The 19,884-nt window shown below is 60.7% G+C and carries 17 protein-coding genes, 1 tRNA gene and 1 rRNA gene; 11 read left to right on the top strand and 8 right to left on the bottom strand.

Annotation, left to right across the window (positions count from 1 at the left end; all coding sequences use genetic code 11):
- The first annotated feature begins 82 nt into the window (after positions 1-82).
- From ACR3EN_RS09330 to ACR3EN_RS09345, 4 genes are all read left to right on the top strand, one after another.
- Positions 83-2,290, top strand: coding sequence for a HEAT repeat domain-containing protein (locus tag ACR3EN_RS09330; protein WP_480871194.1), 2,208 nt, complete (start codon positions 83-85; stop codon positions 2,288-2,290).
- 15 nt (positions 2,291-2,305) lie between these two features.
- The gene (locus ACR3EN_RS09335; RefSeq protein WP_480522035.1) at positions 2,306-2,791 is read left to right on the top strand and encodes a plastocyanin/azurin family copper-binding protein; all 486 of its coding nucleotides are present in this window, start codon (positions 2,306-2,308) and stop codon (positions 2,789-2,791) included.
- The gene (locus ACR3EN_RS09340; protein ID WP_480825167.1) at positions 2,784-4,028 is read left to right on the top strand and encodes a molybdopterin molybdotransferase MoeA; all 1,245 of its coding nucleotides are present in this window, start codon (positions 2,784-2,786) and stop codon (positions 4,026-4,028) included. The genes ACR3EN_RS09335 and ACR3EN_RS09340 overlap by 8 nt, the downstream gene beginning before the upstream one ends.
- A gap of 105 nt (positions 4,029-4,133) precedes the next feature.
- The gene (locus ACR3EN_RS09345) at positions 4,134-4,859 is read left to right on the top strand and encodes a response regulator (protein WP_480825165.1); all 726 of its coding nucleotides are present in this window, start codon (positions 4,134-4,136) and stop codon (positions 4,857-4,859) included.
- On the opposite strand, the gene ACR3EN_RS09350 is transcribed toward ACR3EN_RS09345, so the two are convergent.
- The 5 genes from ACR3EN_RS09350 to ACR3EN_RS09370 form a co-directional block, all read right to left on the bottom strand.
- Entirely contained in the window at positions 4,856-5,374 is a 519-nt protein-coding gene (locus ACR3EN_RS09350) for an N-acetyltransferase family protein (RefSeq protein ID WP_480825163.1), read from the bottom strand. The genes ACR3EN_RS09345 and ACR3EN_RS09350 overlap by 4 nt on opposite strands.
- On the bottom strand, positions 5,371-5,925 hold the full coding sequence (locus tag ACR3EN_RS09355) for a helix-turn-helix domain-containing protein (protein ID WP_480825161.1): 555 nt from the start codon (positions 5,923-5,925) through the stop codon (positions 5,371-5,373). The genes ACR3EN_RS09350 and ACR3EN_RS09355 overlap by 4 nt, the downstream gene beginning before the upstream one ends.
- 118 nt (positions 5,926-6,043) lie before the next feature.
- Positions 6,044-7,060 carry a Fe(3+) ABC transporter substrate-binding protein gene (locus ACR3EN_RS09360; RefSeq protein WP_480825159.1) on the bottom strand — a complete coding sequence of 339 codons (1,017 nt, stop codon included), beginning with the start codon at positions 7,058-7,060 and terminating at the stop codon, positions 6,044-6,046.
- Positions 7,061-7,310: 250 nt separating this feature from the next.
- Complete coding sequence (gene ykgO / locus ACR3EN_RS09365; RefSeq protein WP_005648635.1) at positions 7,311-7,436, bottom strand: type B 50S ribosomal protein L36; 126 nt, start codon at positions 7,434-7,436, stop codon at positions 7,311-7,313.
- 92 nt (positions 7,437-7,528) lie between these two features.
- Positions 7,529-7,603: transfer RNA gene (locus tag ACR3EN_RS09370), tRNA-Val, on the bottom strand.
- A 149-nt stretch (positions 7,604-7,752) separates the two neighbouring features.
- Between ACR3EN_RS09370 and ACR3EN_RS09375 the strand changes: the two genes are divergently transcribed.
- A complete protein-coding gene (locus ACR3EN_RS09375; protein ID WP_480825157.1) occupies positions 7,753-8,625 on the top strand; it encodes an N-formylglutamate amidohydrolase in 873 nt (290 codons plus the stop codon).
- 1 nt (position 8,626) lies between these two features.
- Here ACR3EN_RS09375 and ACR3EN_RS09380 read toward each other — a convergent pair whose 3' ends face one another.
- Entirely contained in the window at positions 8,627-9,880 is a 1,254-nt protein-coding gene (locus ACR3EN_RS09380; protein ID WP_480871196.1) for a DNA polymerase IV, read from the bottom strand.
- Between the two features lie 345 nt (positions 9,881-10,225).
- A complete protein-coding gene (gene pyrF, locus ACR3EN_RS09385; RefSeq protein ID WP_480825154.1) occupies positions 10,226-10,930 on the bottom strand; it encodes an orotidine-5'-phosphate decarboxylase in 705 nt (234 codons plus the stop codon).
- Between the two features lie 132 nt (positions 10,931-11,062).
- Here pyrF and ACR3EN_RS09390 point away from each other — a divergent pair, with 132 nt between their 5' ends.
- The gene (locus tag ACR3EN_RS09390; protein WP_480825152.1) at positions 11,063-11,383 is read left to right on the top strand and encodes a hypothetical protein; all 321 of its coding nucleotides are present in this window, start codon (positions 11,063-11,065) and stop codon (positions 11,381-11,383) included.
- On the opposite strand, the gene ACR3EN_RS09395 is transcribed toward ACR3EN_RS09390, so the two are convergent.
- The gene (locus ACR3EN_RS09395; RefSeq protein ID WP_480825150.1) at positions 11,380-11,907 is read right to left on the bottom strand and encodes an isopropylmalate isomerase; all 528 of its coding nucleotides are present in this window, start codon (positions 11,905-11,907) and stop codon (positions 11,380-11,382) included. The two genes, ACR3EN_RS09390 and ACR3EN_RS09395, sit on opposite strands and share 4 nt — an antisense overlap.
- A 235-nt stretch (positions 11,908-12,142) precedes the next feature.
- On the opposite strand from ACR3EN_RS09395, the gene clpB reads away from it, so the two are divergent.
- From clpB to ACR3EN_RS09420, 5 genes are all read left to right on the top strand, one after another.
- Positions 12,143-14,761 (top strand): ATP-dependent chaperone ClpB, encoded by a 2,619-nt coding sequence (gene clpB, locus ACR3EN_RS09400; RefSeq protein WP_480825148.1) that lies wholly within the window; start codon positions 12,143-12,145, stop codon positions 14,759-14,761.
- 154 nt (positions 14,762-14,915) lie between these two features.
- The gene (locus tag ACR3EN_RS09405; protein ID WP_480825146.1) at positions 14,916-15,908 is read left to right on the top strand and encodes an NAD(P)H-dependent flavin oxidoreductase; all 993 of its coding nucleotides are present in this window, start codon (positions 14,916-14,918) and stop codon (positions 15,906-15,908) included.
- 182 nt (positions 15,909-16,090) lie between these two features.
- Positions 16,091-16,993, top strand: coding sequence for a protein-methionine-sulfoxide reductase catalytic subunit MsrP (gene msrP, locus ACR3EN_RS09410; RefSeq protein WP_480825144.1), 903 nt, complete (start codon positions 16,091-16,093; stop codon positions 16,991-16,993).
- A 4-nt stretch (positions 16,994-16,997) separates the two neighbouring features.
- A complete protein-coding gene (gene msrQ / locus ACR3EN_RS09415) occupies positions 16,998-17,612 on the top strand; it encodes a protein-methionine-sulfoxide reductase heme-binding subunit MsrQ (protein ID WP_480825142.1) in 615 nt (204 codons plus the stop codon).
- A gap of 738 nt (positions 17,613-18,350) precedes the next feature.
- Positions 18,351-19,812 (top strand): 16S ribosomal RNA (locus tag ACR3EN_RS09420).
- Positions 19,813-19,884 lie beyond the last annotated feature (72 nt).

Consider the following 19,884-nt stretch of genomic DNA (forward strand, 5'->3'; position numbering starts at 1 on the left):
ACATGGAAGGCAGGCTTCGGTTGGGAAACCTGTCTTCCACTTTCACCCAACCTGTCCCAACGCAAAACATGGCAGACCCGATATGACACTGAAATCCGATACCGCCCTGCGCGATGAGGCCGCTGGCCTGTTTTCCGAATATGCGAAATCCGACTATGACGTGATCCGTTTGCGCGCCATTCAGGCGCTGACCGCCATCGGTGCCGCCAACAGTCCGGCCTTGGTCGAGGCGCTGCTGGATGATGACGAAGACGTCCGTCAGGACGCGGCCCAAGCACTGGGCGCGCTGGGCGTGCAGGACGCCGCACCCCAACTGCTGGAAAACCTGATCCACGATCCCTGCGGCGAGGTGAAACTGGCCTGCGTCACAGCTCTGGCCGAGTTGAAGTCCGAAGATGCAGCCCCCTATCTGCGCACGCTTGTGACCGGACGCGGCGAGGACATCACATGGGATGAAGACGAGCTGCACCAAGACGAATGGGACGACTGGCTGGACACCCAGATCGCAGCCATCAAGGCGCTGGGTCGCATGGGCGACGCTGCCGCCATTGAGCCCATCGTCATGGCGCTGATGGACGAAGACGGGCAAGAGCTGGGCGATGTGGCGTGCGAGGCGCTGGGCCGGATCGGCCAGCCCGCCGTGCCGACGCTGGGCGTGTTCGCCCAATCCCAAAACCGCCGCCTGCGCCACCGCGCCCTGCGCACGCTGGCCACCATCGGCGGGGCCGAGGCCGAAGCGATCCTGCGCAAGGCCATCGCCGACAAGGACGGCGCCGTGCGCCTGATCGCCTATGAGGCGCTGATGCCCGGCGATCCGGCGTTGGTCGAACAGGCGCTGACCGATGCGGTCGAGGATATCCGCATCGCGGCCCTGACCCAGTCCGGCTTTTCTGAACCCGAATTGCTGGATCGCATGATGCGCGACCCCGGTGCCAAGGTGCAACTGGCGCTGCTCGACCGGCTGGACCGCGACACGCCGATCACGGATCAAGAAGACCTGCGTTGGCAGGTACTGGATTTCCTCGCCACCGGCCAACAGCCCGAGGTCTCGGCGCAGGCACTGGGTCTGCTGGCGGCGCTGGCCCCGGACTTGGTGGCCGATCGCCTGAACGCGCTGTTTTCGGTCGATGCGGACGACCTCAAGGCCGAGCGCATCCAATGGGCCATCGTCGACGCGCTGGCGACCTCGCCCCTGCGCGAGGCGGCAGAATGGCTGCAACGCGCCTGCCGTGCGCCCTTCCGGTCGGTGCGGCTCAAGGCCGTGGCCTCGCTGGCGATGATCGTCACCGACACCGCCCGCCCGCATGTGAACCAGCAGCAGGGTTGTGAATTGCTGCTGTCCTTCGCGCTGGCCCCGATGCCTGTGGCCGCCGAGGAAGCCCCCGAAGAAGAGACAACGCAAACCGACATCGCCGCGCTGGAAGAGGCCGGGCTGGACGTCTCGGAAGGCGGCGAGAACGGCCCGACCTCAAGCCTCGGCGCGATCCTCGGTCACGACGCCATCGCGGCAGAAATGACGCAGGAAGCGCAAGAGGATGAGGTGCAACCGCTGACCCCCCGCGAACAGGCGCTGCTGGCCAAGGCGACCCGCCACCCCAAACGCCGCCGCGTCGCGCTGGACGACAATGCCGAAGCGCTGGAGCGGGAAACACGCCTATCCGCCATCCGTCTGCTGGGCGAGGTGCCGGGGATGCAGATCATGCTGGCCCAGATTGCACAGGACCCCGAGACCGAGATCGCGCAACAGGGTTTCTCGGCACTGGCCGCCGCGGTCACCCGCAACGGTGTGGAACTGGAGCACGACCAACTGGTGGACCTGATTACCAAGGGCCTGTCGCACACCGACTCAAGCCTCTCGCTGCAGGCGTTGAAACTGCTGCAACAGGCCGATCTGCCACCGCAGGACAGCCTGCGCGGCAAGCTGCGGGCGATGGTGAAAACCGGCGATACCGCCTTCCGCATCGACGCCATGCAGATCCTGACCCGCTGGGACGGTACGCCAGATGTCGCGCGCAGCCTGCTGGATGACGTCTCGGCCCCGGTGCGGCAGGCGGCCATGCGGCTCTTGTCGGAAACCGCGCCCGATCAGGCCGGCGCCGCCATCGTGCCCTTCCTGATGGCCAACCCCGAGCAGCGGATCGTGACCTATGTCAATGACAGCGCGCCTGCGGTGGTGTCCATTGGTCGCCAATTGCTGACCGAACTGCGCGACGAAAACCGCCGCGCGCAATGGCCGGTGATGATCAGTGCATTGGCCGATCTGCTGGGGGCCGACTCCCGGGCGGCGTGAACCCCGGAGGGACAGATGAACATATCGCTGAAACTGACTGCGGCGATCCTGGCGGGGGCGATGGCCTTTGGCCCCGCCGCACAGGCCGACGACCTGCCCGAGGTCGCGGTGGTGCATCAGATCATCGACCTCAACGCCGATACCCCGGCCCATGCGTTCCGGTTCGAACCCAAGTTCCTGCAGGTCCCTGCAGGCGCAACCGTGCGCTTCAAGGGCTCGACCGGGCGGCATACGGTGACCGCCATCACCCGCATGATCCCCGTTGGTGCCCGCAGCTTTGAAATTCGTGGCAAGCCCGAGATGGACCTGACCTTCGAGAAAGAGGGCGTCTATGGCATCCGCTGCCGTGTGCATGGCCGCCACGGCATGGTGATGCTGCTGGTCGTTGGCGACCCCAGCTCGAACCTCGAAGAGGCCAAGGCTTACCTGCCCAAGCTGGGTGAGGCCGAGCAGGCCGGCTTCGAAGAACTCTTCGCCTATATGGAGGCCCAAAATGGCTGATGGATGCGCCTGCGACCGCCACGCCCATATGTACCTGACCGTTGACGACGCGCTGCGGCGCGGACTGTCCGTTGCTGACCCCCTCACGGACACCGAGACGCTGCCGCTGGCGCAAGCCATCGGTCGGGTATTGGCCGAGGATTGCTCCAGCAAGGTCGATATGCCCGCTTTTGATAATTCGGCGATGGACGGCTATGTGCTCCGAACCGCCGATCTGGGTGAAGGGCCGCTGTTCGAACTGCCCGTCGCCGGGCGCATTGCCGCCGGAGACAGCGGTGCCCATGACGCGCCCCAAGGCAGCGCCCTGCGCATTTTCACCGGCGCGCCGGTGCCGCCCGAGTTTGATGCGGTGCTGATGCAGGAAGACTGTGACGCGACCCCCGACCGCATCCGGTTCAGCCGCCGCCCCAAACCCGGCCAGCATATCCGCCGCGCAGGCGAGGACCTGCAGGCCGGCGCGCCCATCCTGCGGCGCGGTTGCGAGATCACCGCGCGCGAAGCCGCCGCGCTGGCCTCGTCGGGATACGGAGAAGTCAAGGTCTACCGCAAGCTCAAGGTCACCATCTTCTCGACCGGTTCCGAACTGCGTCAGCCCGGCGAAGACCTCGGCCCGGGCCAGATCTACAACTCGAACCGCTACATGCTGCTGGCCTTGCTGGACAAGCCGTGGATCGACCTGACCGACCGTGGCCCCGTTGTGGACAGTCCCGCCCTTCTGGAACAGGTCCTGCGCGAAGCCTGCGAGACGTCCGATTTGATCATCACCACCGGCGGCGTCTCGGTCGGCGACGAAGATCACATGCCGCGCCTCTTTGCCGAGATCGGCGGCGAGGTCGACGTGATGAAGGTCGCCATGAAGCCCGGCAAACCGATCATGTTCGGCCGTCGCGGCGATGCGCTTTACGTGGGCCTGCCCGGCAATCCGGTTTCGGCCTATATCACATGGCAGATCATCGGATCGCAAATGATGGCCCGCCGCGCCGGTCTGCACCGGTCCGATCGCTTTCCGGAACACGCCGTTCTGGCCGAGCCGTTGGAGCGTCGTGCCGGTCGTCAGGAATACCGCCCCGTGCGCATCGACGGGATCGCCCCCGACGGCACGCCGCGCCTACGGCTGATGGCGGCTTCGTATAGCGGTCGGGTTGCGCTCTTGGCGCAGGCGGACGGTCTGGCGGTTATTCGCGCCGAGACCCAGGCGCTGCCAGCCGGCGAGGCGCTGGACTTTATCCGGTTCTGACGCGGTGCTGTCCCTATGACCTTTTCTGTCCAGCGCTTGCAAGGTCAAAGCGCCTGCGGCTACAACACTCTTGCGCCAGCTGAATCAGCCTGCTCGGAAGCCCGTATGGTCAAAGAACATATCCTTGTTGTTGATGACGATCCGCAGATCACATCTTTCTTGCAGCGCTATCTGGAAAAGCAGGGCTGTCAGGTCTCTTGCGCGGCGGATGGCACCGCCATGGATGCGGTGCTTGCGCGGGAAGAGGTTGATCTGATCCTGCTGGATATCGGCCTGCCGGGGCGCAACGGGTTCGACATCACGCGCGAACTCAGGGTCAGTTCAAACATTCCCATCATCGTGCTGTCCGGTCGGGATGAGATTTTCGACCGCGTCGTCGGGCTGGAATTCGGGGCCGACGACTACATCACCAAACCTTTCGAGGCACGCGAGGTTCTGGCCCGTATCCGCACCGTTCTGCGCCGCGCCCGCCCCGAGGACAAACCCGTCAACGGGGCCGAGATGCCTCTGATCACCTTCGGCGACTGGGTGCTGAACGTAAACGAACGCACCCTGACTGCGACCGGGGCCGAAGAAACCACGCCCCTGACCACCACCGAGTTCGACGTCCTGCAGGCCTTTGTCTCGAACCCGCATATGGTGTTTTCCCGCGATCAGCTGCTGGACAAGGCTCGGGGTCGTGAAACCATCGTCGGTGACCGCACCATCGACGTCCACGTCGCCCGCCTGCGCAAGAAGATCGAGCCCGACCCCGCCGCCCCAACTTTCATTAAGACGGTCCACGGCATTGGCTATTGCTTTGCCGCCAATGTGCGCAGAACCGGCGGTTAGGTTAGCTCTTTATACATATAGGTCGTCGGCTCCAGCCGGTCCTCGAACGGGTTGCGGCAATAATTCGGGATTTCTCCGGCAATCTGAAAGCCCAATGATTGGTACAGAAGACGCGAGGGATCGCTGCTGCGGGTGTCCAGCACCAGTGTGCTGCGCCCCATCTCTCTGGAGCGATCCTCCAACGCGCCCATCAGCGCTCGACCCAACCCGCGACGGCGGGCGTCGGGATGGACCAGCAGCTTGGCCACATCCGCCCGGTGGGGTTGGTTCGGCATGGTGGCGGGGATCAGTTGCACGGTGCCCTGAATGCGGCCCTCGCCATAAGCCACGAACAGATCCAGCGCCCCGGCCTGCACATCGGGACCCACGCGATCCTGCCAATAGGCGCGGGCATCGCACTGCGGAAACGGCAGGATGAACCCGATGCTGGCCCCGGTATGTACGCAGCGATGTAGGATCTCCGTCAGATCATCCAGCGCGCCGTCGAAAAAGGCCGGGCTCAGGCGCGTGATCATATCAGCACCAGCAAATACCGCGCCCCGCGCGCGGATCCGGTTTCAAACCGCGTCGGGCCGGACAGGTGATAGCGCAGGCAATCGCCGCCGCTCAGCACGTGTTCGGTGCCATCCACCGTCAGCGTCAGCCCGCCGTCCAGAAGGATCAGATGATGTTCCTGGCCCGGCTTGGGCGGTGTGTTATAGCTGATCACGGTGCCGGGGGGCAGGTGACCCTCCAACACCTCGCCGCTCAGCCCAGAAGCCGGGGGCGAAACCGACCGGCGCGTAAAACCGGTCTCGGGGTCGCGCCATTCGGGTTGGCGTTCGAAGGGTACACGGGGGTCGAAACTGTCCTCGACCATCATCAGCAGGCGCGACATGGGCAGGCCATAGGCGGCACATAACCGGCCCAGCGTTTCCGCCGTCGGGCTGACCTCGCCCTTCTCCATCCGCGACAGGGTCGCCCGGCTGATGCCGCTGTGTTCGGCCAGCTGCTCCAGCGACCAGCCGCGACCTTGCCGCAGCTCATTCAATCGTGCGGCAAGACGATGCGCAAGGTCATCCAACATGAGCAAATATGGGAATCATGATCATATTTGGGATTATTGGTTAAATTAAAATCATACGCAAACAAAAAAAGAGCGCAGCTTGCGCCGCGCTCTTCCGATTGTCCAAACGGGATGGAGTTTACTTCCAGCCAACCTCGTTAAAGATTTTCTGCGCTTCGGGGATGTTCTTGGCAACCTCGGACAGGTTCACTTCGTCGGCCTTGAACTCACCCAGCGCGGCCACGTTCTCGGCCAGCGCCGCGCCTTCTACGGCGGGGTATTCATCGTTGCCGTTTGAGAAATAAACCTGCGCCTGATCGCTGGCCAGGTATTCCAGGAACTTGACCGCGTTGTCCTTGTTGGGTGCGTTCGCTGCCACACCTGCACCCGACAGGTTCATATGCGCGCCCTCGGCATCCTGTGCGGGGAACTGCACACCGATCATATCCATGTCGGCACTGAGCCCTTTCACATCCTTACGGATCGCACGCGCAAAGTAGTAAGAGTTCGATACGGCGATCTCGCACTCGCCCGATACGATGCCGCGCAGCTGATCGGTGTCACCACCCTGAGGGTCACGCGCCATGTTGGCAACGACACCTTCGGCCCAGGACTTCGCGGCCTCGGTCCCGTGATTGGTGATGATCGAGGCCAGCAGCGTCTGGTTATAGGTGTTGCTGGATGACCGGATGCAGACCAGACCTTTGTACTCGGGCTTAGCGAGATCCAGATAGGTTGCCGGCGGATTGGCCACCTCGGCCTTATCGAAGAAGATAATCCGCGCGCGCTGCGAGAAGCCATACCACTGGTTGTCATCGTCCTGCAGGTTTGCCGGGATGCGCTCTTCCAGAGTTGCGCTGTCTACGGCCTGCAGAAGGCCGGCATTCTTGGCACGGGCCAGACGCGAGGTGTCAACGGTCAGAAGAATGTCAGCGGGAGAGTTCGCGCCCTCGGCCTCCATGCGCGCGATCAGCTCGTCAGCTTTGCCTTCAATGCGATTGATCGTGATGCCGGTGGCCTCTTCGAAATCGGAATAGAGACGTTCGTCCGTGTCGTAGTGGCGTGAGGAATAGAGATTCAGCTCACCTTCGGCAGCTGCAGAAGTCGCAATCAGTGCCGTCAGCGCGGCGGCGATACAGGTAGAGGATTTCAGCATGATGTGTCCCAAGATTAGAATACGCTGCGGGCAATAACCCGACTGATTTGGTCAATTAAACGATTCCATGGAAGATGCAAGAAATTCCGACAAAATTAGTTGGTCAAATTGTCACTGTGGATGGCGGGGCGTATCTGCGAAAGGGAACGTTTCGAAAATCGGGATGCGATCGGGGACTGGTCATGAACCAGCCGAAAACAAAAAAACCGCGCTGAGTCAGCGCGGTTTTTCTATTCGGAATGTGCCGTTCTCAGCCTTGGCGTGCTTTGAACTTGCGCTGCGTCTTGTTGATCACGTAGACGCGGCCTTTGCGACGCACAACCCGGCAATCACGGTGCCGGTTCTTGAGCGAGCGGAGCGAGTTCTTGACCTTCATGGGTCTGTCTCCAATCTGCGGCGCCTTCATCAAAGACGTGGCCAGCGCCTGGGTTAATCGGGTGCCCCGGGAAGTCCGGAACAGTGAATTCATGGTGGGCGGTACAAGGATCGAACTTGTGACCCCTTCGATGTCAACGAAGTGCTCTACCGCTGAGCTAACCGCCCATGAAACCGTTGCAAGACCTGCCCCATAACGAAATGGGGCGCGGAACCCCGCGCCGGTAGCGGGGTCTATAAAAGGAGTCGTTGGGGGGATCAAGGGGTTTGGAAGAACTATTTTCCGGTCTATGTTCAATGCGAATAACGGAGAGCTCATGACCAAACCCGCATCCAACGCTGCCTATCTACTGGATATGCCTGCCGAGCGCACGTCCTGCGTGGTATTTGCCTCTCCGCACAGCGGCAGAACCTATCCAGGGTCTCTGTTGCAGCGGTCGGTTCTGAACCGGCATGCGATTCGCTCGTCGGAAGATGCCTATGTTGACCAGCTGTTCGATTCTGCCGCTACCTTTGGCGCGCCGTTGCTGGCGGCGTCGATGCCACGGGCCTATCTTGACCTGAACCGCAGCGCGGATGAGCTGGACCCTGCCTTGATTCAAGGCGCGCGGCGGCAAGGGCACAACCCGCGTGTCGCGTCCGGGCTGGGCGTGATCCCCCGCGTGGTTGCGAACGGGCGCGCGATCTATGACGGCAAGCTGACGATGGACGAGGCGCGGCTGCGCATAGACACCTATTGGCGACCCTATCACCAGCGTCTCAAGTCACTGCTGGGCGAATCGCACGCGGCGTTCGGGCAGGCGATTCTGATTGATTGCCACTCGATGCCGCATGAGGCCGTTGCCATGGCCAGTGGTGCCCGAAGTTCTAGGCCCGAGATCGTGTTGGGTGATCGATTCGGAGCCTCCGCCTCGGGTGTGATCGTTGATCAGATCGAGGCAGCTTTCGCCTCGGCCGGTTTGAACGTGGTGCGCAATACACCCTTTGCCGGGGCCTATGTCACCCAACGCTATGGGCGCCCTGCACGCCATCAGCACGCCATTCAGATCGAGATCGACCGATCACTCTATATGAACGAAGGGACGATCCAGCCGAACGGCAATTTCCAAGCCTTCCGGGATCTGCTTCGGCAGGTGACCGCGGAAATCGCGGCGATCGGGGCCGAACCTCAGCAACTGGCGGCTGAATAGATCAGCGCAACGCGCGCCCCTTTACGATGGCATCTGTCCCGAACCGCCGCCGGATTTCATCCGTGGCGCGTTCCGCTTGCGACCGCTGCGCGGCACCGGGGTCAAGCAAATCGCCCAAGATATCCGCCTGATCCTCGGGGCATAGATCGGATAGGCCGCAGCCCAGCAGTCGATAGGGCCCTTGATCGCCCACCTGATCAAACAGGTTGCGGGCGGTTCGGTAAATCCGGTCGGCGATCTGGGTGGCATCCCGCAAGGATACTCGGCGCGTGATGATCTTGTGATTGGCCCGCTTCAGCTTCAGCGTCACCACACGCCCGGCCAGCCCTCTGGCTTTGGCGCGATCAGCTACCTTCTCGGACAGGCGCCAGATGTGCCCGTCCAGAATATCGGTGCTGGCGGTATCTTCGAAAAACGTGGTCTCGTTGCTGATCGACTTCATCGGCGTATGGGCCGAGACCCGGCGTTTGTCCTGCCCCCGTGCGACATGCCACAGGCGGTACCCCATCGAGCCGAACCGCGCCGTCAGCGCCTCTTGATCCCAGCGCAGCAGATCGCTGAAGGTGCGAATGCCCGCCCGTTCCAATGTGTCCTGCGCCGCTGGACCGATGCCCCAAATCAGGCGCACCGGTTTGTCGTGCAGGAATTCCGCCGTCTCGGCCTTGCCGATTACCGAGAATCCGCGCGGCTTGTCGAGGTCCGAAGCTACCTTAGCCAGAAACTTGTTATGACTCAGCCCGATCGAGCCCGTCAGCCCCAGTTCATTCTTCATCCGTTCGACCAGCCGCGCCAGCATCACCGCAGGTGGCGCGCCGTGCAGGCGCCGGGTGCCCGACAGGTCCATGAAGGCCTCGTCCAGCGACAAGGGCTCCACATCCGGCGTCAGCTCATCCATCATCGCCCGGATCTCGCGCGAGACGCTGGCATACAGCGACATACGCGGCCTGATCACCACCGCATCGGGGCATAAAGCCAGTGCCTTGAACATTGGCATCGCCGAGCGCACGCCGCGAATGCGCGCGACATAACAGGCGGTGGACACCACACCGCGCTTGCCGCCGCCGATAATCACAGGCTTATCGGCCAGCTCGGGGTTTTCGCGTTTTTCAACCGAGGCGTAGAATGCATCGCAATCCATATGCGCGATGGTCAGGTCAAACAGTTCAGGATGGTGTTTCACGCGCGGGCTACCGCAGGACGGGCACCGCCGCTCGTCGGTCAGGGTGGTTAGGCAATCTCGGCAAAGACCGGGCATTCCGTATTCCGCGCTCCACTCGGTTCTGGTCGGGACGATGTTTATACCAGTGTGTGTCGGTGAGCAAAAGCGCGGTTGGTTTCTGGACAAGAAAACCCCCCGCATCGGCGGGGGGAAAGGTAACGGACCTCAGGAAGAGACGGCCCGTTGGGGAGTGTCTTGCCCCGAGACTCGCGCAAATTGGGTGTTTTCGATAGGTGCAAGCGCTGCTTGCTGGAACTCGAATGTTTCATGTGTGTTTTCGGGCACAGGGTCGATTTGGCGCAGAACGAGCGGAAACTGACCTAAGGTCAACTGCTTGCAGGGCGGAGCTGCGGTGGTTTGCACCTGCTTCCGCCCTGCCTGTTAGTGCCGTGTCAAGGAATTTAACTCGTTCAGAACCGCCTCGGCTGCGGCTTTCGGATCGTCTGCCTGATAGATTGGGCGGCCCACGACGATATGGTCCGCGCCGTCGCCAATGGCGCTGGCCGGGGTTGCCACGCGTTTCTGATCGCCCAAGGCTGCGCCCGCCGGGCGCACGCCGGGGGTGACGATCAAACGGCCCTGGGCTTGAGGCAGGGCGCGGATCAGCGCGGCCTCTTGCGGGCTGGCGATGACGCCATCGGCCCCGGCCTCGAACGCCTTTGCTGCGCGTTCGACCACCAGCTCCTGCACGTCGCCCGCTTTCAGCAGGCTGGCATCCAGATCGTCGCGGTTCAGCGAGGTCAGGATGGTCACCGCCAGAATCTTCATGTCCTTGCCGGATGCCCCTTCCTTGGCCGCGCGCACCACATGCGGGTCGCCATGCACGGTCAGGAAATCCAGATCGAACTGCGCCAGACCTCGCACGGCGTTTTCCACTGTGTTGCCGATGTCGAACAGCTTCATGTCCAGAAAGATGCGCTTGCCGTGATCCTGTTTCAGCTCATTGGCCAACGCCAGCCCGCCGCCCGTCAGCATCCCCAGCCCGATCTTGTAGAAGGATACGGCATCCCCCAGCCGCTCGGCCATGGCCAGCCCCTGCAGGGCGTTGGGAACATCAAGGGCTACGATCAGGCGATCATCGGACATGGGCGGGCTCCTTTTTGGCAAACGTCTGCGTCCTAACGGGTTCCGCGTGCTCTGTCCATCTGGGTGACGCAGGTCACGCATAATTTCCGCCGCTATGTTATGTTGGCAGCATTCAAAACAAGGGACACAGTGATGAAGAAGATATTTGTGATCGGCGCAGCCCTGATGCTGGCCGCCTGCGACGATGCCCCCGAAAGCGATCCGCCGGAAACAAGCGCCGCCCCGGCCCCGACCAATGACAACCTGCCGCTGTCGGGCGGTTACCGGTCCGAGGATGACTGGTGCCAGCTGACCGGCGAAAGCGCCTTTACCATCGATTTCCTGGATCATACCGCCGATCTCGTCTCGTGTCCCACCGGCAGCAGCGCCGAGCAGTCCCTGCTGGAGATGTATGACGCCCGAAAGATGGCTGAGACCGGCGGCTATTCCGTCTATTCTATCCCGCGCGGCTAAGTTCGCCGGGCAACCCATGCGGCATTCAGCGCGATCAGTGTGATGCCCGACAGCTCCAGCAACCAGTTGATGCGGATCGATAGAATTTCGGCGCTGATCAGAGCGTCGAAATTGTGGAATCCCGCTGCGCGAATGAGAACGAAGCAGATCAGAATGATGAATCCGATCAGCGCTATACCCACTTCGCGCAGATGCTTGCGAAGCAGCCACAGGCTGACAAGTGCGGCCCAGGCCCCGCTGAACAATACGACAAGAATAAAGCCGATCTGGACCGAGCGGCGATCGTCGTACCAGCCCTGAAGCTGCGACAGACATCGTGCTGTTGCGGTCAGGGCTGATTGCAGATCAAGTTGTTTATTGATCATGAGCGCAAACAACAGCAGCGACAGGATCAGCCAGAACCAGCGGGCACCTGAAGAACGTAGGGCTCTTAGACACAAGAGTGCGGCGATCGCATAGGCCGCAACGGTGAGCCATCCGATCAGGCTGGGATCGCCAATTGTGGGCGACCATTGTTGTGTCAAACAGGTGCGGAGTTCAGTCAACAAGATCAGTGGGTGCCGCTTTAGAAGCCGAGTTCTTATCATTGTTTTGTGACAAACGGCTAGGGTTTTGCAAGCGCGGAATTTTGACTGCGTAATTGTGACAAAACACTCTTGAATACACGTCGATATTACCCAGATTGAATGTGAGGCCCAGACCGACGCGTGCCGCCAAGCGGGCGTATCACATTCAGGGCGCTTGGAAAAGGAGAATAATATGGACTTGAACAAGTTCACCGAGCGGGCACGAGGCTTCGTGCAGGCGGCGCAGACCATTGCGCTGCGCGAAGGGCACCAAAGATTGGAGCCCACACATATACTCAAGGCATTGATGGATGACGATCAGGGGCTGGCCAGCAACCTGATTACACGTGCAGGCGGCGCGCCCAACCGCGTGGTTGAGGCGCTGGATGCCGCGATGGGCAAGATTCCCAAGGTCAGCGGCGACGCCAGCCAGATCTACATGGACGGCCAGACCGCCAAGGTGCTGGACGAAGCCGAGAAGATCGCCACCAAGGCGGGCGATAGCTTTGTGCCGGTCGAACGGGTGCTGATGGCGCTGTGCATGGTGAAATCCAAAGCCAAGGACGCTTTGGAGGCCGGGGCCGTATCCGCCCAGAAACTGAACGAGGCGATCAACGATATCCGCAAGGGCCGCACCGCTGACACCGCGTCGGCAGAGGAAGGCTATGACGCGCTCAAGAAATACGCGCGCGACCTGACCGAGGCAGCGGCCGAAGGCAAGATCGACCCGATCATCGGGCGCGACGAGGAAATCCGCCGCTCGATGCAGGTTCTGTCACGCCGTACCAAGAACAACCCGGTTCTGATCGGGGAACCCGGCGTCGGTAAAACCGCGATTGCCGAGGGCATGGCCCTGCGCATCATCAACGGTGACGTGCCGGAATCGCTGAAAGACAAGAAGCTGCTCGCGCTCGACATGGGCGCGCTGATCGCCGGTGCGAAGTATCGCGGTGAATTCGAAGAACGCCTCAAGGCGGTTCTGACCGAGGTCACCGAGGCCGCTGGTGAGATCATCCTGTTCATCGACGAGATGCACACTCTGGTCGGTGCGGGTAAATCCGACGGCGCGATGGATGCCGCCAACCTGATCAAACCCGCGCTTGCCCGGGGTGAGTTGCATTGTATCGGCGCGACCACGCTGGATGAGTACCGTAAATACGTCGAAAAAGACGCAGCCCTTGCGCGCCGGTTCCAGCCCGTTGTCGTGGCCGAGCCAACCGTCGAGGACACGATCAGCATCCTGCGCGGCATCAAGGAAAAGTACGAGTTGCACCACGGCGTGCGCATCTCGGATTCGGCGCTGGTTTCGGCGGCGACCCTGTCGCACCGCTATATCACCGACCGCTTCCTGCCCGACAAAGCCATCGACCTGGTCGATGAGGCGGCTTCGCGTCTGCGGATGGAAGTGGATTCCAAGCCTGAGGAACTCGATCAGTTGGATCGTCAGATTCTGCAGATGCAGATCGAAGAAGAGGCGCTGAAGCTGGAAGATGACGCGGCATCGAAGGACCGTCTGGAAACCTTGCAAAAGGATCTGGCCGACCTGCAGGAGCAATCCGCCGAAATGACCGCCCAGTGGCAGGCTGAACGCGATAAGCTCGCTGGCGCGCGCGATCTGAAAGAACAGCTCGACAAAGCGCGTGCTGATCTGGAGATCGCCAAGCGTGAAGGCAACCTCGCGAAGGCGGGGGAACTGTCCTATGGTGTCATCCCCGAGCTTGAGAAAAAGCTGACCGAGGCCGAAAACGCCGAAAGCAACGCCATGATGGCCGAGGAAACGGTGCGTCCGGAACAGATCGCCAGCGTCGTCGAGCGCTGGACCGGTATCCCGACCTCGAAAATGCTGGAAGGTGAGCGCGAGAAACTGCTGCGGATGGAGGACGATCTGCATTCCCGCGTGATCGGTCAGGATGCGGCGGTGACGGCCGTCGCCAACGCCGTGCGCCGTGCGCGGGCCGGTCTGAATGACGAAGGCCGCCCGCTGGGCTCCTTCCTGTTCCTCGGGCCGACCGGCGTCGGTAAAACCGAACTGACCAAGGCCGTGGCGAACTTCCTGTTCGACGACGACAACGCGATGGTGCGCATTGATATGTCCGAGTTCATGGAGAAACACGCGGTTGCCCGCCTGATCGGCGCCCCTCCGGGCTATGTCGGCTATGACGAAGGCGGTGTGCTGACCGAAGCCGTGCGGCGCAGACCCTATCAGGTCGTGCTGTTTGACGAGGTCGAAAAGGCGCACCCGGATGTGTTCAACGTGCTGCTGCAGGTTCTCGACGATGGCGTTCTGACCGACGGTCAGGGCCGCACCGTAGACTTCAAGCAGACGCTGATTATCCTGACGTCGAACCTTGGGTCTCAGGCTCTCAGCCAACTGCCCGAAGGGGCCGACAGCGCGCAGGCGCGGCGGGACGTGATGGATGCGGTCCGGGCCCATTTCCGGCCGGAATTCCTGAACCGTCTGGACGAAACCATCATCTTCGACCGGCTCAAGCGGGCCGATATGGATGGCATCGTCGATATCCAGATGGCGCGTCTGCAAAAACGTCTGGCCGCCCGCAAGATCGAACTGGCTTTGGATGATGGTGCCAAGGAGTGGCTGGCCAACGAAGGCTATGACCCGGTCTTCGGTGCCCGACCGCTCAAGCGCGTGATCCAGCGCGCCTTGCAGAACCCGCTGGCCGAAGCCTTGCTTGCCGGTGAGATCAGGGACGGCGAGACAGTGCCCGTGACCGCCGGGCCAGATGGCCTGATCATCGGCGACAGGCTGGGCACCTCGGACCGACCACGTCCGGATGATGCTGTGGTACACTAAAACGTGATACTCGGAAGACCCCGCCCACAGAGCGGGGTTTTCTTTTGCCTGCAGTTCCTGACGTGCCCAGATTTTGGTGACGCGAGCCCGAAGATAAGCTTGACGCGCGTTTCCCTGCCGCCAATGCTCATCTCTGATCTTGGGGAGAAGACTGTTGAACGCAAAGCTGCGCCACATCCTGAATGCTGAAAAACCCATTCTATCGGCCCCGATGGCAGGCGCGGCGGGGCCTGAGCTGGTGGCGGCGGTCTCGAACGCGGGAGGATATGGCGTAATCCCGCTTTGGGGCAGGCCGGTTGAACAGGTGCACACCGGGATTGATCAAATCCGCGCGCTGACGGACCGCAATTTTGCGGTCAACCTGAACCTCTCGTTTCCCTATGAGGACCAGTTGCGGGCCTGTATTGACCGGCAGGTCCATGCGGTCTCGTTGTTCTGGGGTATGGACGTTGCGGCGGTCGAAACTGCCAAAGCCGGCGGTTTGGTTGTGCTGGCAAGCATTGGCAGCGCCGAAGAGGCCAAAGTGGCCGCCGATGCGGGCGCCGATGTGATTGTGGCACAGGGTTGGGAGGCCGGAGGCCATGTATGGGGGCAGGTGTCAACGATGGCCCTGATCCCTGCCGTTGCCGATGCGGTGCAGGTCCCGGTGATCGCCGCTGGCGGTATTGCCGATGGCCGAGGCATGGCGGCGGCGATGATGCTGGGCGCGTCCGGTGTCTGGATCGGGACGCGGTTTCTGGCAAGCCGCGAGGCAACGGTCCATCAAACCTATCTCGACCGGATATTGCAGGCCTCCGAGGCCCAGACCGAATGGTACCATGATCTCTATGACGGCGGCTGGCCGGATGCGCCGCATCGCGCTCTGGCCAACACGACCTCTGACAGGTGGCGGCAGGCGGGTCGCCCTGAAACCGGCACACGCCCTGACGAGCGACAGGTTATCGGACACCGCCCGACCGGAGAAGATGTGCTGCGCTATCAAAGCTACACCCCGCTGACCGGCACCACGGGCGACATCGAGGCCATGTCGCTTTGGGCCGGGCAGGGGGTCGCGCAGGTGCGTCGCGTTATGACTGCGGCTGACATTGTCAACGAAATCTACGATGATGCGCAGCGATTGGTGAACGGGACCGCACCCGTGCTTTGAGATGCAACCATTGCGTATGGCCGCAGCCTCGCGAAGGCCAAGCAATGGTCTCCTCTTGCAAGGGGCGAAAGCCGCACCCGTTTCGTTACAGTCTCTTCGCTCAATCGTTACGCCGGTTTCCCTGGCTCTGTGCTATGAGCGGACTACCTCTACCCCGAGGCAGACTGTTTACGGAGACTTACATGGCGCACCGCTGGACCAACACATTGACACATGCCGACGTCACGCCAAGGGCGGCGTTTCTGAACCGGCGGCAAGTGATGGCCGGGCTGGCAGGTGTCGGGCTGGCTGGGATGGCGCGACCCGGTGCAGCGGCGGAAACGCTGGAGCCGAATACGTGGGAAGAGATCACATCATATAACAACTATTATGAGTTCGGCACCCGCAAGGATGATCCGGCGAAGTACGCGCACACACTGGTGACCGAGCCTTGGAGCGTCACCATCGATGGTCTGGTTGACCGCCCCGGAGAGTATGACTTCAAGGATATCATGTCCGAGATGACCATTGAAGAGCGCATCTATCGCTTTCGCTGCGTCGAGGCGTGGTCGATGGTCATACCATGGGATGGGTTCGAACTGGCTGATCTGCTGAATATGGCGGGCGTCCAGGAGGGTGCGAAATACGTCGCCTTCGAGACGGCTTATCGCCCAGATGAAATGCCCGGAGTTGCTTTCCCGGTGCTTGAATGGCCCTACCGTGAAGGTCTGCGCCTGGACGAGGCGATGCACCCGCTGACGATCATGGCCACCGGCATTTACGGCAGGACGATCCCGAACCAGAACGGTGCGCCGCTGCGGTTGGTGGTGCCTTGGAAATACGGGTTCAAATCGATCAAATCCATCGTGCGCATCACCTTGACCGACACGCAGCCGCCCACCAGTTGGAACATGGCGGGCCCGCGCGAGTACGGATTCTACAGCAACGTGAACCCGAACGTTGATCACCCACGTTGGTCTCAGGCGTCGGAACGGCAGGTAGGAGGCGGCCTGTTTGCCAAACGCGTACCGACCCTGATGTTCAACGGATACGAGAACGAGGTCGCCAGCCTTTACGAAGGTATGGATTTGGCCAAATACTACTGAGACCATGCAACGCCTCAATGACATCCTGCGCCGGGTCCCTGTCTGGGCCGTTTACATGCTGGGCGCTCTGCCTGCGCCGTGGCTATTCTATCAGGGGCTGACCGGAGGCCTCGGCGTGGAACCGATTGAGGCATTGGAGCATCAGTTTGGCGAGTTGGCGCTGCAGCTTCTGATTCTGGGTCTGGCGATTTCGCCTTTGCGGCGCTTTGTCGGGCTGAACCTGATGAAGTTCCGCCGGGCGATCGGTATCCTGACGTTTTCTTATGTATCGCTGCATCTGTTGGTCTGGCTGGTGCTGGACGTGCAAATCCCCAGCCAGATCTGGGCGGATATCATCAAACGGCCCTATATCACTGTCGGGATGGCGGGATTTGTTCTGATGCTGCCGCTTGCGATCACCTCAAATAACTGGTCGGTGCGCCGCCTCGGTCCACGTTGGCGCAATCTGCATCGTCTGACCTACGTGGCCGCGATTCTGGGGGCTTTGCATTATGTGATGCTGGCCAAAGGCTTTCAGATCGAACCATTGCTCTATCTGACGACGATTCTGGGCTTGTTGGCCCTGCGCCTGCCGATTCAGCCCTTTCTGATCCGCTTGCGGCAGGTCGACTCCGCCTGACTCGGGGCCGAGTCTGTGGGTATATGTGTGAATAAGCAGGTTTTGGTGCGATCTATCGCTTGTAGTTGGGGCGAAGATATGAGGACTGAATTACTTGTCTTGATCTAAGCTTTTGATAAGTAATGGATAAATAATAATTTCAGTTTTTTATCGAGTTTCATGTTTTTTCCACTTGCAGGTCTCGGACCCAAACCGTAAATACCCCTTCACCGGCGCAGCTGAGGTTGTTGTTGGGACGCTACGGTGGTAGCGGAGACGGGCCGGAGAGACGGTTGGACGCTCGGGAGAGACTGGGGGCATCTGAGGTTGAGGTTTAGGCGGGCGCGCTGAGGGATTGGCGCACTGGTCTGATTTTTGGCTCTGGGTGTTTTGTTCTTTGACATTGATGGATAACTGAAGAGATATGTGGGCGGTTTGGTTCGTTTCGACGGATTGAATGTCTGTATATCGCGCTCTTAGGTTATATTGTTTTGCGCTCAAGTAGCGTAAGCGGTAGCGCCGATTATAGAGTGTCAGCTTCACTGTTTGAGTGGTTCACTGATTTCTTAGGAGATCTGTGTACATCAAACAGATGACTCTTGATTGTCCCTTGGCCTAGCCGGGTTGGGGGTATCGTTTGTGCGGTTTGGTAGCTGCAGCGTAGCGTAAGCTACCTGTGCTCAAGTAGCCGAATAGGCGGTAGCACAATCAAGGATGTGCAGAGGTTCGAACGTCAAGGATAGCGCAGCAATGTGCTTTCAACTTGAGAGTTTGATCCTGGCTCAGAACGAACGCTGGCGGCAGGCCTAACACATGCAAGTCGAGCGCGCCTTTCGGGGTGAGCGGCGGACGGGTTAGTAACGCGTGGGAATATGCCCTTTGGTACGGAATAGCCTCTGGAAACGGAGAGTAATACCGTATGAGCCCTTCGGGGGAAAGATTTATCGCCAAAGGATTAGCCCGCGTTAGATTAGGTAGTTGGTGGGGTAATGGCCTACCAAGCCTACGATCTATAGCTGGTTTTAGAGGATGATCAGCAACACTGGGACTGAGACACGGCCCAGACTCCTACGGGAGGCAGCAGTGGGGAATCTTGGACAATGGGGGCAACCCTGATCCAGCCATGCCGCGTGAGTGATGAAGGCCTTAGGGTCGTAAAGCTCTTTCGCCTGTGAAGATAATGACGGTAGCAGGTAAAGAAACCCCGGCTAACTCCGTGCCAGCAGCCGCGGTAATACGGAGGGGGTTAGCGTTGTTCGGAATTACTGGGCGTAAAGCGCACGTAGGCGGACCAGAAAGTTGGGGGTGAAATCCCGGGGCTCAACCCCGGAACTGCCTCCAAAACTATTGGTCTAGAGTTCGAGAGAGGTGAGTGGAATTCCGAGTGTAGAGGTGAAATTCGTAGATATTCGGAGGAACACCAGTGGCGAAGGCGGCTCACTGGCTCGATACTGACGCTGAGGTGCGAAAGTGTGGGGAGCAAACAGGATTAGATACCCTGGTAGTCCACACCGTAAACGATGAATGCCAGTCGTCGGGTAGCATGCTATTCGGTGACACACCTAACGGATTAAGCATTCCGCCTGGGGAGTACGGTCGCAAGATTAAAACTCAAAGGAATTGACGGGGGCCCGCACAAGCGGTGGAGCATGTGGTTTAATTCGAAGCAACGCGCAGAACCTTACCAACCCTTGACATCCCGGGACCGGTCCAGAGATGGGCCTTTCACTTCGGTGACTCGGTGACAGGTGCTGCATGGCTGTCGTCAGCTCGTGTCGTGAGATGTTCGGTTAAGTCCGGCAACGAGCGCAACCCACATCCCTAGTTGCCAGCAGTTCGGCTGGGCACTCTATGGAAACTGCCCGTGATAAGCGGGAGGAAGGTGTGGATGACGTCAAGTCCTCATGGCCCTTACGGGTTGGGCTACACACGTGCTACAATGGCAGTGACAATGGGTTAATCCCAAAAAACTGTCTCAGTTCGGATTGGGGTCTGCAACTCGACCCCATGAAGTCGGAATCGCTAGTAATCGCGTAACAGCATGACGCGGTGAATACGTTCCCGGGCCTTGTACACACCGCCCGTCACACCATGGGAGTTGGTTCTACCCGACGGCCGTGCGCTAACCTTTTGGAGGCAGCGGACCACGGTAGGATCAGCGACTGGGGTGAAGTCGTAACAAGGTAGCCGTAGGGGAACCTGCGGCTGGATCACCTCCTTTCTAAGGATGTTCCTGGCATCTTGAGCTTGCTCTTGATCGTGGAACACTTAGCAGAAGATCAACAAACAAAGT

This window comes from Ruegeria sp. G7 (assembly GCF_056535465.1).

Coding starts and splice junctions, on each gene's coding strand:
- ACR3EN_RS09330 (WP_480871194.1), top strand. CDS start 83: ATGACACTGAAATCCGATACCGCCCTGCGCGATGAGGCCGCTGGCCTG.
- ACR3EN_RS09335 (WP_480522035.1), top strand. CDS start 2,306: ATGAACATATCGCTGAAACTGACTGCGGCGATCCTGGCGGGGGCGATG.
- ACR3EN_RS09340 (WP_480825167.1), top strand. CDS start 2,784: ATGGCTGATGGATGCGCCTGCGACCGCCACGCCCATATGTACCTGACC.
- ACR3EN_RS09345 (WP_480825165.1), top strand. CDS start 4,134: ATGGTCAAAGAACATATCCTTGTTGTTGATGACGATCCGCAGATCACA.
- ACR3EN_RS09350 (WP_480825163.1), bottom strand. CDS start 5,374: ATGATCACGCGCCTGAGCCCGGCCTTTTTCGACGGCGCGCTGGATGAT.
- ACR3EN_RS09355 (WP_480825161.1), bottom strand. CDS start 5,925: ATGTTGGATGACCTTGCGCATCGTCTTGCCGCACGATTGAATGAGCTG.
- ACR3EN_RS09360 (WP_480825159.1), bottom strand. CDS start 7,060: ATGCTGAAATCCTCTACCTGTATCGCCGCCGCGCTGACGGCACTGATT.
- ykgO (WP_005648635.1), bottom strand. CDS start 7,436: ATGAAGGTCAAGAACTCGCTCCGCTCGCTCAAGAACCGGCACCGTGAT.
- ACR3EN_RS09375 (WP_480825157.1), top strand. CDS start 7,753: ATGACCAAACCCGCATCCAACGCTGCCTATCTACTGGATATGCCTGCC.
- ACR3EN_RS09380 (WP_480871196.1), bottom strand. CDS start 9,880: ATGCCCGGTCTTTGCCGAGATTGCCTAACCACCCTGACCGACGAGCGG.
- pyrF (WP_480825154.1), bottom strand. CDS start 10,930: ATGTCCGATGATCGCCTGATCGTAGCCCTTGATGTTCCCAACGCCCTG.
- ACR3EN_RS09390 (WP_480825152.1), top strand. CDS start 11,063: ATGAAGAAGATATTTGTGATCGGCGCAGCCCTGATGCTGGCCGCCTGC.
- clpB (WP_480825148.1), top strand. CDS start 12,143: ATGGACTTGAACAAGTTCACCGAGCGGGCACGAGGCTTCGTGCAGGCG.
- msrP (WP_480825144.1), top strand. CDS start 16,091: ATGGCGCACCGCTGGACCAACACATTGACACATGCCGACGTCACGCCA.
- msrQ (WP_480825142.1), top strand. CDS start 16,998: ATGCAACGCCTCAATGACATCCTGCGCCGGGTCCCTGTCTGGGCCGTT.